The organism is Brevibacterium salitolerans (assembly GCF_039531405.1).
In the GTDB taxonomy this organism is placed as follows: Bacteria; Actinomycetota; Actinomycetes; order Actinomycetales; family Brevibacteriaceae; genus Brevibacterium; species Brevibacterium salitolerans.
This window is the reverse complement of sequence record NZ_BAAAPZ010000002.1, coordinates 280,120-294,001: the sequence shown is the minus strand read 5'-3', so window position 1 is coordinate 294,001 and position 13,882 is coordinate 280,120. Positions and strand designations below refer to the sequence as shown.

At 70.8% G+C, this 13,882-nt stretch carries 13 protein-coding genes, 1 tRNA gene and 1 pseudogene; 9 read left to right on the top strand and 6 right to left on the bottom strand.

All coding sequences use genetic code 11. The features are described from left to right. Positions 1-107: 107 nt before the first annotated feature. The 7 genes and pseudogenes from ABD240_RS02270 to ABD240_RS17075 all read left to right on the top strand — a co-directional run. Positions 108-887, top strand: coding sequence for a hypothetical protein (locus tag ABD240_RS02270; protein WP_344334767.1), 780 nt, complete (start codon positions 108-110; stop codon positions 885-887). Continuing rightward, positions 884-2,365, top strand: a complete 1,482-nt coding sequence (locus ABD240_RS02265) for an ATP-binding protein (protein WP_344334765.1) — start codon at positions 884-886, stop codon at positions 2,363-2,365. The genes ABD240_RS02270 and ABD240_RS02265 overlap by 4 nt, the downstream gene beginning before the upstream one ends. 135 nt (positions 2,366-2,500) lie before the next feature. Next, positions 2,501-3,052 carry a hypothetical protein gene (locus ABD240_RS02260; RefSeq protein WP_344334763.1) on the top strand — a complete coding sequence of 184 codons (552 nt, stop codon included), beginning with the start codon at positions 2,501-2,503 and terminating at the stop codon, positions 3,050-3,052. Beyond that, positions 3,049-4,833 (top strand): type IV secretory system conjugative DNA transfer family protein, encoded by a 1,785-nt coding sequence (locus ABD240_RS02255; RefSeq protein ID WP_344334761.1) that lies wholly within the window; start codon positions 3,049-3,051, stop codon positions 4,831-4,833. Before ABD240_RS02260 ends, ABD240_RS02255 begins: the two co-directional genes overlap by 4 nt. A 92-nt stretch (positions 4,834-4,925) precedes the next feature. Beyond that, complete coding sequence (locus ABD240_RS02250) at positions 4,926-5,405, top strand: single-stranded DNA-binding protein (RefSeq protein WP_344334759.1); 480 nt, start codon at positions 4,926-4,928, stop codon at positions 5,403-5,405. Between the two features lie 15 nt (positions 5,406-5,420). Next, positions 5,421-6,038, top strand: coding sequence for a hypothetical protein (locus tag ABD240_RS02245; RefSeq protein ID WP_344334757.1), 618 nt, complete (start codon positions 5,421-5,423; stop codon positions 6,036-6,038). A gap of 372 nt (positions 6,039-6,410) precedes the next feature. Then, positions 6,411-7,283: pseudogene (locus tag ABD240_RS17075) on the top strand (recombinase family protein); the annotation flags it as partial. Between the two features lie 318 nt (positions 7,284-7,601). Here the strand turns inward: ABD240_RS17075 and ABD240_RS02230 are convergent. Together ABD240_RS02230 and ABD240_RS02225 are read right to left on the bottom strand one after the other, a co-directional pair. After that, positions 7,602-8,051, bottom strand: coding sequence for a hypothetical protein (locus ABD240_RS02230; RefSeq protein ID WP_344334751.1), 450 nt, complete (start codon positions 8,049-8,051; stop codon positions 7,602-7,604). A 31-nt stretch (positions 8,052-8,082) separates the two neighbouring features. Further along, positions 8,083-8,155, bottom strand: a tRNA-Ala gene (locus tag ABD240_RS02225). Positions 8,156-8,330: 175 nt separating this feature from the next. Here ABD240_RS02225 and ABD240_RS02220 point away from each other — a divergent pair. Together ABD240_RS02220 and ABD240_RS02215 are read left to right on the top strand one after the other, a co-directional pair. Next, the gene (locus tag ABD240_RS02220; RefSeq protein WP_344334749.1) at positions 8,331-9,272 is read left to right on the top strand and encodes an alpha/beta fold hydrolase; all 942 of its coding nucleotides are present in this window, start codon (positions 8,331-8,333) and stop codon (positions 9,270-9,272) included. Between the two features lie 28 nt (positions 9,273-9,300). Continuing rightward, on the top strand, positions 9,301-10,410 hold the full coding sequence (locus tag ABD240_RS02215) for a glycosyltransferase family 4 protein (RefSeq protein WP_344334747.1): 1,110 nt from the start codon (positions 9,301-9,303) through the stop codon (positions 10,408-10,410). A 118-nt stretch (positions 10,411-10,528) separates the two neighbouring features. On the opposite strand, the gene ABD240_RS02210 is transcribed toward ABD240_RS02215, so the two are convergent. The 4 genes from ABD240_RS02210 to nadD form a co-directional block, all read right to left on the bottom strand. Next, on the bottom strand, positions 10,529-11,158 hold the full coding sequence (locus ABD240_RS02210) for a histidine phosphatase family protein (RefSeq protein ID WP_344334745.1): 630 nt from the start codon (positions 11,156-11,158) through the stop codon (positions 10,529-10,531). Positions 11,159-11,161: 3 nt separating this feature from the next. Next, entirely contained in the window at positions 11,162-11,557 is a 396-nt protein-coding gene (gene rsfS, locus ABD240_RS02205; RefSeq protein ID WP_291794143.1) for a ribosome silencing factor, read from the bottom strand. Positions 11,558-11,641: 84 nt separating this feature from the next. Beyond that, a complete protein-coding gene (locus ABD240_RS02200) occupies positions 11,642-13,264 on the bottom strand; it encodes a hypothetical protein (RefSeq protein WP_291794145.1) in 1,623 nt (540 codons plus the stop codon). Further along, a complete protein-coding gene (gene nadD, locus ABD240_RS02195) occupies positions 13,257-13,877 on the bottom strand; it encodes a nicotinate-nucleotide adenylyltransferase (RefSeq protein ID WP_291794147.1) in 621 nt (206 codons plus the stop codon). Before nadD ends, ABD240_RS02200 begins: the two co-directional genes overlap by 8 nt. Positions 13,878-13,882 lie beyond the last annotated feature (5 nt).

The following is a 13,882-nucleotide window of genomic DNA, read 5'->3' as shown; positions in this document are numbered from 1 at the left end:
GGCGGTGTGCGGGTGGGTGCACCTGGCAGGCACAGCGCCCCGACCCCCTTCACCTCCGGGGTCGGGGCGCTGCCCTTGCCCTACCCTTGACGCGAGAAGAGGCCATCATGCCGACGTTCCACGACCTCCACGCCGATGCCCGCGAGACCGCCGAGGCCTTGCGCAGGCTCGCGCACGCCACGGCCGCCATTGAGGACCCGCGCACCATGTATGAGGTCATCGGGAACCTGCTGGCCAGCACCCGGTATCTGGCTCAGGTCACCGATCAGCTCGCCCAGAACCATCACCGCAGTGCGGCACGGGCGACGACTGATCACGGTGATCCGCTCGCCACAAGAACGCTCATCAGCGACACGATCGACGCGCTGCGCACCGCGTCCGCCCGCCTGGATCAGGCCGAAGTTTCTCTCGATCAGGCGTCCGGGAAGGCGGGGCAGATCGCGTGGAAGCCCGACGATCCGCAGCACAGGTGGGTCAGCATCGTGTTCCTCCAAGGCGAGGAGGCCGACCCGGTGATGGAGATCATCGACCGGCAGGGCACTGACGCCGCGATCGCCTACCTCGCCGGCTGGGATTTCGGCGAGGAGACGGTCAGTGATGCGATGGAGAACGGGTACGTCTACGACACCGCCCCGCAGAGCGCCGCCGACCGGCTCGTCACCTCCGGCGACTACGCCCTCACCTACAGCACCGATCTGAACTACGTCGGCCTCTCCCGCCGTATCGACGCCCCCAACCCGGACGCTCCCGCCTCCGGCACCGCAACACCGCCCCTGTCGAAGCCTGAGCCGCGGCGGGGGCGGCGTCGCGGACAGGCAAGGGCGTCGTCGTGGTTTCGGCCGGATGTGATCGATGAGGTCGCCGAGAACAGGGGGCTGTTCCGGTGAGCGGCGACCGCGAGAAGCTGCACTCCGCCGTCCTCGTCGCACCCGCGAAAGAGCGCCGCCGGCTACGCAAGCAACGCCGGCAGGCGGCCGCGGAGCTCGTCGCCGAGCAGCGGCAGAAGGAGCGGACTCAGGCGCGGGAGAGGAAGGCCGCCGAGCAGGCTGAGCGGCGGGCGACTCGGTATCTGCCCGCCGCCGGTGAGTCCGGCCCCGCGACGCTGCGCACGCCGGGCCGGTTCCGCCTCCCCAGGCATCAGGACACCTCGGCGATGCTGTCGGGGGCGTATCCGTTTCTCGCCGAAGGCGGCCTCGGCTCCCAGGGCGTGTTCATCGGCCAAGACCTCTACTCCGGCGGGAGCTTCGTCTACGACCCGTGGGTGCTGTATGCGAACGGGGTCATCACCGCCCCGAACGTCGTGGTCGCCGGCATCGTCGGCTCCGGCAAATCCTCGCTCGCCAAGTCCCTCTACACGCGCTCGCTCGGGTTCGGCAGACGGGTCTACATCCCCGGCGACCCGAAAGGCGAGCACACCGCCGTCGCCGAGGCCGTCGGAGGGCGGGCGATCAAGCTCGGCCACGGCCTGCCCTCACGCCTGAACCCCCTCGACGAGGGCTACCGTCCGGCCGGGATGAGCGACGAGCAATGGACCGCCACCGTCGTCTCTCGCCGTCGCGACCTGATCGGGGCGCTCACGGAGACGGTGCTGGCGCGGCCCATGTCGCCGTTGGAGCACACCGCAATCGACACCGCCCTGGCCGCCACCATGCGCGGCAATGCGGTGCCGATCCTGCCGATGATCGTCGACCACCTCCTCAACCCCGCCCACGACGGCGACGGACGCCTGAAGGAGGACGGCCGGATGGTCGGCCACGCCCTGCGCCGCCTGGTCGCCGGCGACCTCGCCGGCCTGTTCGACGGACCCTCGACGGAGGTCTTCGATCCGTCGCTGCCGATGATCTCCCTCGACCTGTCCCAGGTCACCGAGAACTCCACCCTCATCTCCGCGCTCATGACCTGCTCCAGCGCGTGGATGGAAGCCGCCCTCCTCGATCCCGCCGGCGGACAGCGCTGGTGCATCTACGACGAAGCCTGGCGCCTCATGTCCCAGCCCGCGCTGCTCAGGCGGATGGATGCGCACTGGCGGCTGGCGCGGGCGTATGGGATCGCGAACGCGATGATCTTCCACAAAGTCAGCGACCTCGACAACGTCGGCGACCAAGGCTCCGCGATGCGGGGCCTCGCCAACTCGTTGTTGGCGAACGCGGAGACGCGGATCATCTACCGGCAGGAATCCGATCAGCTCGGCCCCACTTCCGCCGCGCTCGGGCTGACCGGCACCGAACAGTCCCTGCTGCCCACCCTCGGGGTCGGGCAGGGGCTGTGGAAGATCAAGGGCTCCTCCTACGTCGTCCAACACCAACTCCACCCCGCCGAAAACCGGCTGTTCGACACGAGCGCCCGCGCGGCCGCGAAAGTGTGAACGTTCGCGGGATTCCTGATCGTTGTTCACGATTCCTGACGGTTCGTCAGCATTGATGAGCTTCGGTCGGAATTCTCGACGGTCTCCGGCGAACATGCGCATCCACCGCCGGGGGACGGGGTGCACCTGGCGGGCATGAGACTTACCCCTGATCCTGCTGATTCGACGAGTTCCGCGCCGGTGGTGGTGCCGCATCTCGTGCTCGACGTGCGCGAGGACGGCACCCTCACCGCGACCCTCAACCGCCACCCGGTCGCCGCGCCGGAGGATGTGGGGGCGTGGCGGCGGGCGATGTTCGCGCAGATCATCGATCACGTCACCCACGACCGGGCGATCCCGGTGCGCGTGACCGTGCACGAGGTGGACGGCAGCACCTTCACTGACATCCTCCCCGCCGCCAAACGCCCCACCCCGAAACCCGAGACCAACTCGCAGCCGGAGCCGGAATGGACCAAGAGGCCGAGCAAGCGGCGGCGCGGGGTCGACCCCATCGAGGTCGACGGCGGTGACGGGTTCATCGCCGGCGAAGACATCGCCGTCGCCCTGATCGTCGCCCACACCGACGCGACGCCCGACGGCCGAGCCCGCGCACTCATCGACCCGCAGGTCGTCACCGCGACGAAGGCGGACGAGGTGGTGCTGGTCGGGCGGGTCTCGGGCACGATCGCCGTACGGGGCCTGGCGTGACCGGCCCGCAGGGCCGCCCCGGCCAGCCGCTGGGCGACGAACTCACCAACATCCTGCTCGTCGCGATCGGCGGGCTGCTCTGGGTCGCGTTCGTGCTCCGTGCCGCGGGCAGCGTCGCTGCGTTCCTCACCGGCACCCCGCAACCCACGGCAGGGGCGACGGGTGGGGTGGCGGTGTTCTTCGACCCGGCGGACCCGGGTGGGCAGCTCGGTGCCGACGGCCTGAACCCGGTCGTCTACTGGATCACCGCCGCCCTCATGCTCTCCGCCCTGACCGCGGCAGGGCTCTGGGCCTGGAGCCTGATCCGACGGTTGACCCGGCAGGCCGCGGGCGATCCGCACCGGCAGGAGGGCACCGCCACCGGGCACGAGGTCGCGACGGCTGCGTCGGCGAAAGCGCTCATGCGGCGGGCCGGCACCCTGCGCCCCAGCCTGGATAACCCGCGGCCGGGTGATGTCGGGTATCGGCTCGGCACCGCGCACCGGCAGGAGGTGTGGGCGAGCGTGGAGGACTCGATCCTGCTGATCGGCCCGCCCCGCTCCGGCAAAGGCCTGCACCTGATCATCCCCGCGATCCTCGACGCCCCCGGCGCCGTCGTCACCACCAGCACCCGGCCGGATAACGTCACTGCGTGCCTCCGCGCCCGCAAACGCATCGGCCCGGTCGCGGTGTTCGACCCCCAGCATCTCGCCGAGGGCCTGCCTGCGGAAATGCGGTGGTCACCGATCCGCGGGTGCGAGTCCCCGCAGACCGCGATGATCCGCGCCGCCGGCCTCGCCTCCGCCACCGGCCTGTCCGCGGGCAGGGTCGAAGGCGGCGACTTCTGGGAAGGCAAAACCAAAGCCGCGCTGCAAGCGCTGCTGCACGCCGCCGCCCTCGACCGCCGGTCACCGTCTGAGCTGTTCCGGTGGACCCTCGACCCCACCAGCGCGGCGGACGCGGTCGCGATCCTCACCAACCACCCCGACGCCGCAACCGGATGGGCCGACTCGCTCGCCTCCATGATCGACGCCGACCCCCGCACCCGCGACTCGATCTGGCAGGGCGTCAGCCTCTCCCTGGCGGCGCTGGCGGACCCGCGGGTGCTCGATGCCGTCTCACCCGCCGAGGGTGAGGAGTTCGACCCCGAGGCATTCATCCGTGAGCGGGGCACTCTGTTCCTCCTCGCCACCGGTGCCGGGGCCGGGAACAGTGCCGCGCTCGTCGCCGCGCTGGTCGAGGACCTCGTGGAGACCGCCCGCCGCATGGCCGCCCGCTCCACCGGCGCGAGACTCGACCCGCCGATGCTGTTGTGCCTGGATGAGATCGGGAACCTCGCACCCCTTCCCAGCCTGCCGACACTGATGGCCGAAGGCGGCGGCACCGGCATCACCACCCTCGCCGTACTCCAGTCCCTCGCGCAGGCGCGGGACAAGTGGAACGAGCACCAGGCCGGCGCGATCTGGGACGCGTCCATCGTGAAAATCATCCTCGGCGGCGCCTCCAACAGCCGCGACCTCCAGGACCTCTCGACCCTGATCGGGGAACGCGACGAGCTCACCGACACCACCACCGTCGGCGACCACGGCTCCCGCTCCAACCAACGCTCGGTGCGGCGGGTCGCGATCCTCCCGCCCGATCACATCCGACGCCTGCCGTTCGGCACCGCCGTCACCCTGCTGCGCTCGGCGCCCCCGATCATCACCGACCTGCGGGCCTGGCCCGACCGACCCGACGGCAAACAGATCCAGTCGGATCGAGCCGAGGTCGAACAGCTCCTGCACGGCGCCCACCGCGAGTAGACGACGCCGGCGGCTGGGGTGGTCGAGTGCACCTGCCTGCCACGAGCAGCCCCCACGACGAGCGGGCGGCATGAGCAGAGCAGGAGCACACGATGAGCGAGCAGAAACCAGACGTAGACCCGGAGATCGGGCAGGCCTTCTACGGGTTCGTCGCCTCCGAACCGCAGCTGACCTGGCACGACGGCAAGCCGCGCCTATACTTCAAAGCCGGGCAGGAGCACTACGAGTACGGCCCGGACGGGTCGCGCACCAAGCTACCGACCACCTTCCACGATGTCGTCGCGTTTCGCGGCGCCGCTAAGAGCGGTGGCGAGATGCTGTCCAAGCAGGACTGGTTCCTCGCGCACGGCCGCCTCGAAACCAGCACGAACCCGAACACCGGGGTCGAGAGCAAGGAGTTCATCGCGAACCGGTTCGGCCACGACGCCGCCCGGATGAACATCGAGATCGGCACGCCGCGCCGGCTGTCGCAGATGGAGTCCCCGAACCGGCAGCAGCCGCAGCGGCAGGGCGGGTTCGAGCCGCCCGAGCAGGAACAGCCCGCCCACGAGCAGCCCGCACGGGCCATGTGAACGGACGCGGACGCGATGAACGACACCACCACCCCGCACGACCGCCCCGAACCCGAGGAGTGGGAGGACGAGGACTTCGGTCCGACCGGCCCCGATGATGATGTGCCGGGGCCGCCGCGGCCGGTGAACTGGAACCTGCTGCTCGCGCACGATCTGGAGCAGGAATGGCTCGCCCTGAACCGGTGGGTCGAGTGGGTCAGGAGAGAGTACGCGCTGCCCGCCTCGGTGATCCCGCCGTTGTGGCACCGGCATCCGGCGCTCAAGTGGGAGCTTTCCGCGTTGCATCTGCACTGGCTCGCCACGTACGACCCGGAACAGGACGCCTCGGCCGCGGTCGGGTGGCACCGCGACTTCGCCGCCGCCCGGCAGCGGCTGCGGGACTGGGTCGCCGCCTCCGGCACCCGTCTGGATCGCGACCGCCCCGACCGGCAGACCGCCTGGCCAGGCGAGCCCCCGGCCCCGCCGGTCGAAGACATCCCGATCACGAACCGGCGCGAGGACTTCGTGGCCTTCGTGATCGAACAGGTCGCCCGCCGCAAAGCCGCCGAAGACGCCTTCTTCGCCCGCCTCGACGACGCCGACCTCGACATCGACGCCGACCCCGACGAGGGTGCCGACCCCGAAGGCGGGTGAGCGGTGATGGTGCGGAACTATCAGCGCAAGACCCAACGCCCATCATCGGATCGGCGGCTGCGGGTCATCTTCACCCGGCGGGAGCAGATCGACACCGAGAAGGTCGCCGAAGTCCTCATCCGCGTCGCCCTGCGCGAGGCCGGCACCGGAAGCCCGGTCGGTCAGGCCGGAGACCAGCTCCGGGCGCTGCTGGGCAGCGAACGGTAGAATCCCTGTTGTACGTCCACCCCAGGGCGCTACCGGCTTACCCATCTGTCGCCCGAACCCGACGCGGTTCGGCAGGCCTCCAATCTGTGTCGTGACCGCCAGTCGGCGCCCGCACCCACCCCCACTGTTCGGGGTTGGGTGAGAGCCCGAAAGGCAGTCACGACCATGACGCTCCTCGACCTCCCCGCCGGCCTCGACCTCGGAGCCCTGCGCACCCTCGCCATCGGCCCGAAACCCTCCCACGAGGAGACGGCCCTTCCTGATGGGAAGGTGCCCGCGATCTCGTATCTGCGGGTCTCCACCAAGGACCAGGCCACCCGCAACGGTCTCGAAGAAGGCCTGTCCATTCCCGCGCAGCGCGAAGCAGCGCAGCGCAAGGCCGACCAGCTGAACGCGGTCATCGTCGCGGAGTTCATCGAGCCCGGCGAGTCCGGGAAGACAGCGCGTCGCAAAGCGCTCCAGGAGATGCTGGACTACCTCGCCGAGCACCCCGTCCGGTACTGCATCATCAACAAGGTCGACCGCATCGCCCGCAACCGGCTCGATGACGCGATCATCCACGCCACCCTCCGCCAGGCCGGGGTCACGCTCGTGTCCGTCATGGAGAACATCGACGAGACCCCGTCCGGGATGCTGATGCACGGCATCATGGCCTCGATCGCCGAGTTCTACAGCCTGAACCTCGCGCAGGAGGTCACCAAGGGGCTCGTGCAGAAAGCCACGATCGGCGGCACCCCGCACAAGGCGCCCATCGGCTACCTCAACATCCGCACCACCGACGCGAACGGGCACGAGGTCCGCGACGTGGAACTCGACCCCGACCGGGCCGAGCTGATCCGGTTCGCGTTCACCGCCTACGCCACCGGCAATTGGTCACTCTCGAAGCTCGCCCGCGAGCTGGAGACCCGCGGCCTCACCACCCGGCCCACGCCGTCGTTCCCTGCGAAGCCGCTCACCTCGACCGCGCTGCACAAAGTCCTCACGAACCCCTACTACCAGGGCATCGTCACGTTCCGCGAGATCACCTACCCCGGCACCCATGACCCGCTCGTCACGCCGGAGACGTTCGAGCAGGTGCAGACCATCCTGCGGCAGAATCACGTCGTCGGCGACAAGCCCCAGAAGTACGACCACTACCTCAAAGGCTCGATCTACTGCGGCTGCGGGAAACGGCTCATGTTCGAGCGGCCCCGCAACCACCAGGGCGTCGCCTACGACTACTTCACCTGCACTGGCCGCCGGTTCAAGCGCAACACCTGCCAGCGCACCGCCGTCCTCACCCACCGCGTCGAGCAGTCCATCGAGAACCAGTACAAGCAGGTCTCCGTCACCAAGGAGGAAGCAGCGAAGATCGAGTCAGTGCTCGGGCAGGTGTTCGACACCCTCGCCGAGTCCACCAGCGATGAGAAGAAGCTCCTCGCCGGGCAGAAGGCGAAGCTCGAAGCCGAACAGGTCAAGCTCCTCCAAGCCCACTACGCCGACGCCATCCCCGTCGACCTGCTCAAGACCGAGCAAGACCGCATCCGCGCCAGCCTCCAAGCCATCACAAACCGGCTCGACACCCTGGCCACGACCTACGACCAGGCCAAGGTCGGCCTCGACGCGATCCTCGAACTCCTCACCGACATCGGCGACGTCTACGCCAAAGCCGAACCCGCGGAACGACGGATGCTCAATCGGGCACTGTTCGACCGCATCACCATCGATGACGAGGACGACGCCACCCTCCAACCGACCGAAGCGATCCAGACGATCCTCGACGCCAGTCCCAGGCCACACAACGAAAGAACCTTGCCCCGCGATCATGTGGGGCAAGGTTCGAACGTTCAACTTTACGTGGAGGTAAGGGGATTCGAACCCCTGACCTTCTCCATGCCATGGAGACGCGCTACCAACTGCGCCATACCCCCGTACTCGTTCCCAGGTCGCCCCGGCAACGAGTTACATAATAGGCGAACCGCAGAGCACGGGACAAATCGCGGAACGGTAACCTCGCTCACAGTCCGGGCGCCCGCGGTCCGGGCGCTCGCAGGACCGTCGCCGGCCTGGGCTCCCGCCGGCCCGGACCCTCACTAGACTGACCGCATGCACTTCCCCCCGTCCCGCCCGCTCACCGCCGGAACGGACTTCCCCTGGCTGGGCCCGGGCCCAGCTCCCGCCGTCCACTTCCACCCCGCGCGTGCACGTGCGGGGACCTCCGCAACTCGCCCCGTCCTCCTCATCCACGGCTTCCGCGGCGATCACCACGGCCTCGGGCTCATCGCCCACGAGCTGCGTGCGCACGACGTCTACGTCCCGGACCTGCCAGGATTCGGTCGCACTCCCCCGCCGCCGGACGGGCTGAGCCTCGACGCCTACACCGCCCACATCGCCGCGCTCGCGGAGGCCCTCGCCCAGGACACGGGACAGGCGCCGCTGCTCGTGGGTCACAGCTTCGGATCGATCCTCGCCGCCCACACCTTCGCCGCACACCCGCGGATCTCCCCCGGCCTGGGTCTGCTCAGCCCCATCGTCACACCTGCGCTGGAGGGCTCCGCACGGTTCCTCACCGGGCTTACCCGCCTGTACTACGCCGCCGGCTCCCGCCTGCCCGAGCGCGCGGGAGCGGCCCTGCTCTCCCACCCACTCATCGTCCGGGCCATGAGCGAGGTGATGGCGACGACCCGGGACCGCCGCCTCCGCGCCTACATCCACGACCAGCACGCGCAGCACTTCTCCGACTACGCGGACCGGGACTCGCTCGCACAGGCCTATGAGATCTCCATCCGGCACACCGTGGCCGAGGCCGCCCCCGGTCTCGCCGAGGCCGCCCGCCCCGTCCTGCTCGTCGCAGGTGACGCTGACCTCATCGCCCCGATCGCAGACACCCGCGCCTTCGCGGACTCGCTCCGCGCAGCCTCCCTGACGGTGACTGTGGAGGAGCTGCACGGCGTGGGCCACCTGCTCCACTACGAGCGAGCGGCGGAGACGGCGGAGGCGATCTCCGCGTTCGCCCGCCGGCTCCCCGCAGAGCCCTCAGGGGGCTGACAGGAGCCCGCCACTAGGCTGGTGCGCCATGAGGCTCCTCTTCGACGCGCGCTACACCCGCACCCCCCGCCACGACGGCATCTCCCGGTACGGGGCCGGAGTGCTCGCGGGGCTCCTGCGGCTCACCCGTGAGGATCCGGAGGTCCAGGTGAGCGCGCTCGTCTCCGACGAGGAGCAGCTCACCATGCTGCCTGAGGTGGACTGGCACCGCGTCTCCGCACCCACCTCCCCGCGTGAGCCGCTGCTCGCGGCGCAGATCAACCCCCTGCGCCCGGACGTGGTGTTCTCCCCCATGCAGACGATGGGCACCTGGGGCCGGGACTACGGCCTCATCCTCACCCTCCACGACCTCATCTACTACTCCCACCCCACTCCGCCACGGGACATGCCCGCGCCCGTCCGCGGTCTGTGGCGCCTCTACCACCTGGCCTACTGGCCCCAGCGGCTGCTGCTGGACCGCGCGGACGCGGTGGCGACCGTCTCGGAGACCACGGCCTCGCTCATCGCGGAACACCGCCTCACCCGGCGCCCGGTCACCGTCGTGCCCAATGCGGCAGACCCCCTGGCCCCTCCCGCTGCACGCCCCAGCGGTCATGACGCGCGCGCCCTCGTCTACATGGGCTCCTACCTGCCCTACAAGAACGTCGAGACCCTCATCCGCGCGCTCGCGCATCTGCCCGGGTACACACTGCACCTCGTCTCGAGGGCGACGCCGGAGATCGAGGCGCGGCTGCGCGGCCTGGTGCCGGACTGCGCCCGGGTGGTCTTCCACCGAGGCCTCGGCGACGAGGAGTACGCCCGGCTCCTGGACGGCGCCACGGCGCTCGTGAGCGCCTCACGCGCAGAGGGCTTCGGTCTGCCGGTGGTCGAGGCCATGGCCCGCGGTCTGCCCGTGGTCCTCACGGACATGCCCATCTTCCGTGAGATCACGCAGGGAGCGCCCGCGGCACGCTTCTTCGACCCCCAGGCTCCCGCAGATCTCGCCGCACGGGTCCGCGAACTCGAGGACGCCGAGGCCTGGGCCGCCGCCGCGGAGGCCGCCCCCGCACGTGCCGCCGCCTTCTCCTGGGACGACTCCGCCGCCCGGCTCCTCGACCTCGCCCGGGAGGTCCACGCACAGCGTTCACGCGCATGCTGAGACGGAGCCTGCGATCCCGGCGCGAGCGGCGGACGGGGCAGCGCCGAGGGGGTGGGACGCATTCCGCGTCCCACCCCCTCACTCGCCTCCCGGACCGTCGGCCCGCCGCGGCGGATCCTCAGCCCTGTGCGGCGGCCACGGCCTCGGCGCCTCCGCCCCACTGCCGCAGGATCCAGCCGTGCCGGCCCGGTGTGAGGAGCGCGTACGTGGCGTTGGTGAGCACCCCGAGAGTCCCCTTCGCGGAGTCCTCGAAGCCCAGCAGGAGCTCCGCGGCGCCGCGGATGACGGCGCCGTGGGCGACGACCGCCAGCACCCCCTCATCCGGGGTCCGGATGACGAGGTCCTCGACCGCCGCATGCACGCGGGCGGCCGATTCCCGGCGGCTCTCCCCTCCCGGCGGACGCATGTCCACACCGTCGAGCCAGTCCTGCAGCTCAGCGGGCCAGGTCTCCTTCACCTCGGCACGGGTGAGCCCCTCCCATTCGCCCACCGTGATCTCCCGCAGGCGCTCGTCGAGCTCGACCTCGACCCCCGCCGCAGCCCCTAGGGCGTCCGCCGTCTGCCGGGCACGGGTGAGGTCGGAGGAGACGATGCGCGTGATCGGCTGGGCAGCGGCCAGGTGTGCGCCCACGGCACGCACCTGCGCCGTTCCCAGAGAGTCGAGGGGCACGTCGATCTGGCCCTGGAACCGGCCCTCGGCGTTGAACTCCGTCCGCCCGTGGCGCAGGAGGATCAGTGCGGCGACCACGGCTCAGGCCTCCGCGTCCGGCGCGCCGGCTTCCGCCACCGCCGCGCTGACGTCGATGACGGGGCAGTCCTTCCAGAGGCGCTCGAGCGCGTAGAACTCCCGGTCCTCCTCCGCGAAGACGTGGACGATGAGATCCGCGAAATCGAGCAGCACCCACCTGCCGCTGGCCTGTCCCTCCCTCCGGATCCGCTTGATGCCGTGACGGGTGTGGAGCTCCTCCTCGACCCGGTCGACGATCGCCCTGACCTGACGTTCGGACGGTGCGGAGACGATCACGAAGGCGTCCGTGAGCACGAGCTGCTCACTCACGTCCAGGGCGACGATGTCGGTTCCCAGCCGGTCTGCGGCGGCGAAGGCGGCGGTGCGAGCGAGTGCGATCGATTCGGGTGTGGCGGTCACGGGGTCCTTCCCAGTCGGGCGGGCGCTGCGCGCAACGGCTGCGCGCAGAACGGTGACGGGCGCGGACACCCGCGCCCGTGAGGATCAGAGGAGCAGGAACAGTGCGATGACCACGAGGGCCAGCGCGACGACTCCGGCTGCGCCGAGTGCGATGTAGGGCACCATGGAGCCGCGCTCGCCCACGAGGATCTCCCCGTCCTCGTGGGTGACGGAGCGCGCGCTCATCGGGCCCACGGGCGGCGAGGCGAGCTCCGCGCCCTCGACGTCGTCCGATTCGTCCGGCAGGCCGTCGATGCCCAGACCGCGCCACTGCTCCGCACCCGCGGACAGCCGGCGCTGGCCTGCAGAGGTGCTCGCCGCGCCGCTCGCTCCCCCGGCGGCAGGAGCGCCGCCGTCGGGTCCGACGGCCTGCTCCTCGGCGGGCAGGTCGATGGCATCGATGGGAGTGGTGGGCGGGTCCGCCGGCCCGTCGGCCGGATCCGGGGTGATGGGCAGTGCACCCGTCACCACCCGGATGTTCCCACTGGTGGGCGGCTGGATCACCGGGGTCCGGCGACGAGCGGGCGGGTTCTGGTCGCCGCGCCCCGCCGGCGTGATGACGGCGGTGGAACTCGTCGCGAAGTCCGGGCCGGAGGGCGAGGAGTCGATCCGGCGCTGGGCGAGGTCCGCCAGCGGCTTGTCGTGATGGGCGAAGGCGCTCTGCACGTCGAACAGGGACGACCTGCTCACCCGCGGAGCCTCCACGGCCTCCTCGGCAGGAGCGCCGGCGGACGGCTCGTCTGCCGGCCCCTCCGGAGCGGGCGACACAGCGGCCTCACCGGGGCCGGTGTCCTCCGGACGCGCCGCGTCCTCCGCAGGTGCCTCGTCCTGTTCCGGGGCGGCCTCCTCGACGGAGGGTTCCGCAGCCGCCCACGGGGCAGGGCTCACCGGCGGCGAGCTCACCGGTGCCGGGGACGCCGGCTGCTCCGGCTGTGCGGGGGCCTCGGGCTGTGCGACGGGCTCCGGCTGCTCGGCGGACCCGTGCTGGGCGGCGGCCTCCGGCTGCGCGGGCTGTTCGACGGCCTCCGGCTGTGACTCCGAGACGTCGGGGCGATCTGCCGCCGGTGCAGGAGCGGCGGCCTCCTCGGAGGTTCCGTCCTGCGGCTCCTCCACGGGCTGGGTCCGCTGAGCGGCGCGCTCGGCGAGGACCACGGGGATCGAGGCGGTGGGGATGTCCACCGGAAGACCGTGCTCACGGAGGAACCGCTTGCGCTCTCCCCGCGTGGCGAACGTGGGCAGTTCGAAGTCCTCCGGCGACGGGGCGGGTGCGGCAGGCGCAGGCGGCTCGGACGCGGAGGCCTTGGGCGCAGGCGTCGCGGGCGCTCCCGCCGGAGCGGGGGCCGGAGTCCGGGGAGCAGCCGGCGCCGCCTCGCCGGAGACGGTCACCGGAGGAGCGGACCGCTGCGAACGGATGCGCGGGGACGGAGCGGACTCGGAGTGGGCCGGGGTCACGGACGCGGCCGGCTGTGCCGGGGCCACGGGCTCCTGCTGCGGTGCCGCGCTGGGCTGCGGAGCGACCACCGGCTGCGGCGGTGTGGACGGCTGAGGCGGCGCGGCGGGAACGGACGGTGCCGACTGCGCGGCAGGGGCCTCCGCAGCCTCTGCGGCCTGCTTCGCGCGCTGCTCGGCTTCGCGGCGCTCGCGTCGCGTCATGAACTTCTCAGCCAATGTCACTCCTGTACAAGTTGTACTTCGCGATGTATTGCACGACCCCGTCCGGGACCAGGTACCACACCGGCAGGCCCACCCGCGCCCGCCGTCGGCAGTCCGTCGAGGAGATCGCCAGCGCGGGGATCTGGAGCAGGCTCAGATCGCCCTCCGGCAACCCGTCCCCGCTCAGATCGTGGCCGGGGCGCGAGACCCCCACGAAGTGCGCGAGCGAGAACAGCACGTCCGCATCCTTCCAGGACAGGATCTGCTCCAGCGCGTCCGCACCGGTGATGAAGTACAGATCCGTCTGTTCACCGTACACCTCGCGGAGATCCGTGAGCGTGTCGATGGTGTACGTCTGCCCGCCCCTATCGATGTCCACCCGCGAGACCGTGAACCGGGGGTTGGAGGCGGTGGCGATGACCGTCATGAGGTAGCGGTGCTCCGCCGCCGTGACCCGTGACTCGGACTTCTGCCACGGTCGCCCGGTGGGCACGAAGACCACCTCGTCCAGATCGAACGTCGCGGCGGCTTCGCTCGCCGCGACAAGGTGGCCGTGGTGGATGGGGTCGAATGTACCGCCCATGACGCCCACGCGGCGCGGGCGGGAGGCTGTCTGCTGTGCGTTCACTGCGA

What these genes read in the sequence shown, in the direction of transcription:
- ABD240_RS02250 (WP_344334759.1), top strand. Translation starts at nt 4,926, where the DNA reads ATGAGCGAGCAGAAACCAGACGTAGACCCGGAGATCGGGCAGGCCTTC.
- ABD240_RS02220 (WP_344334749.1), top strand. Translation starts at nt 8,331, where the DNA reads ATGCACTTCCCCCCGTCCCGCCCGCTCACCGCCGGAACGGACTTCCCC.
- ABD240_RS02270 (WP_344334767.1), top strand. Translation starts at nt 108, where the DNA reads ATGCCGACGTTCCACGACCTCCACGCCGATGCCCGCGAGACCGCCGAG.
- ABD240_RS02215 (WP_344334747.1), top strand. Translation starts at nt 9,301, where the DNA reads ATGAGGCTCCTCTTCGACGCGCGCTACACCCGCACCCCCCGCCACGAC.
- ABD240_RS02260 (WP_344334763.1), top strand. Translation starts at nt 2,501, where the DNA reads ATGAGACTTACCCCTGATCCTGCTGATTCGACGAGTTCCGCGCCGGTG.
- ABD240_RS02245 (WP_344334757.1), top strand. Translation starts at nt 5,421, where the DNA reads ATGAACGACACCACCACCCCGCACGACCGCCCCGAACCCGAGGAGTGG.
- ABD240_RS02230 (WP_344334751.1), bottom strand. Translation starts at nt 8,051, where the DNA reads ATGATCGCGGGGCAAGGTTCTTTCGTTGTGTGGCCTGGGACTGGCGTC.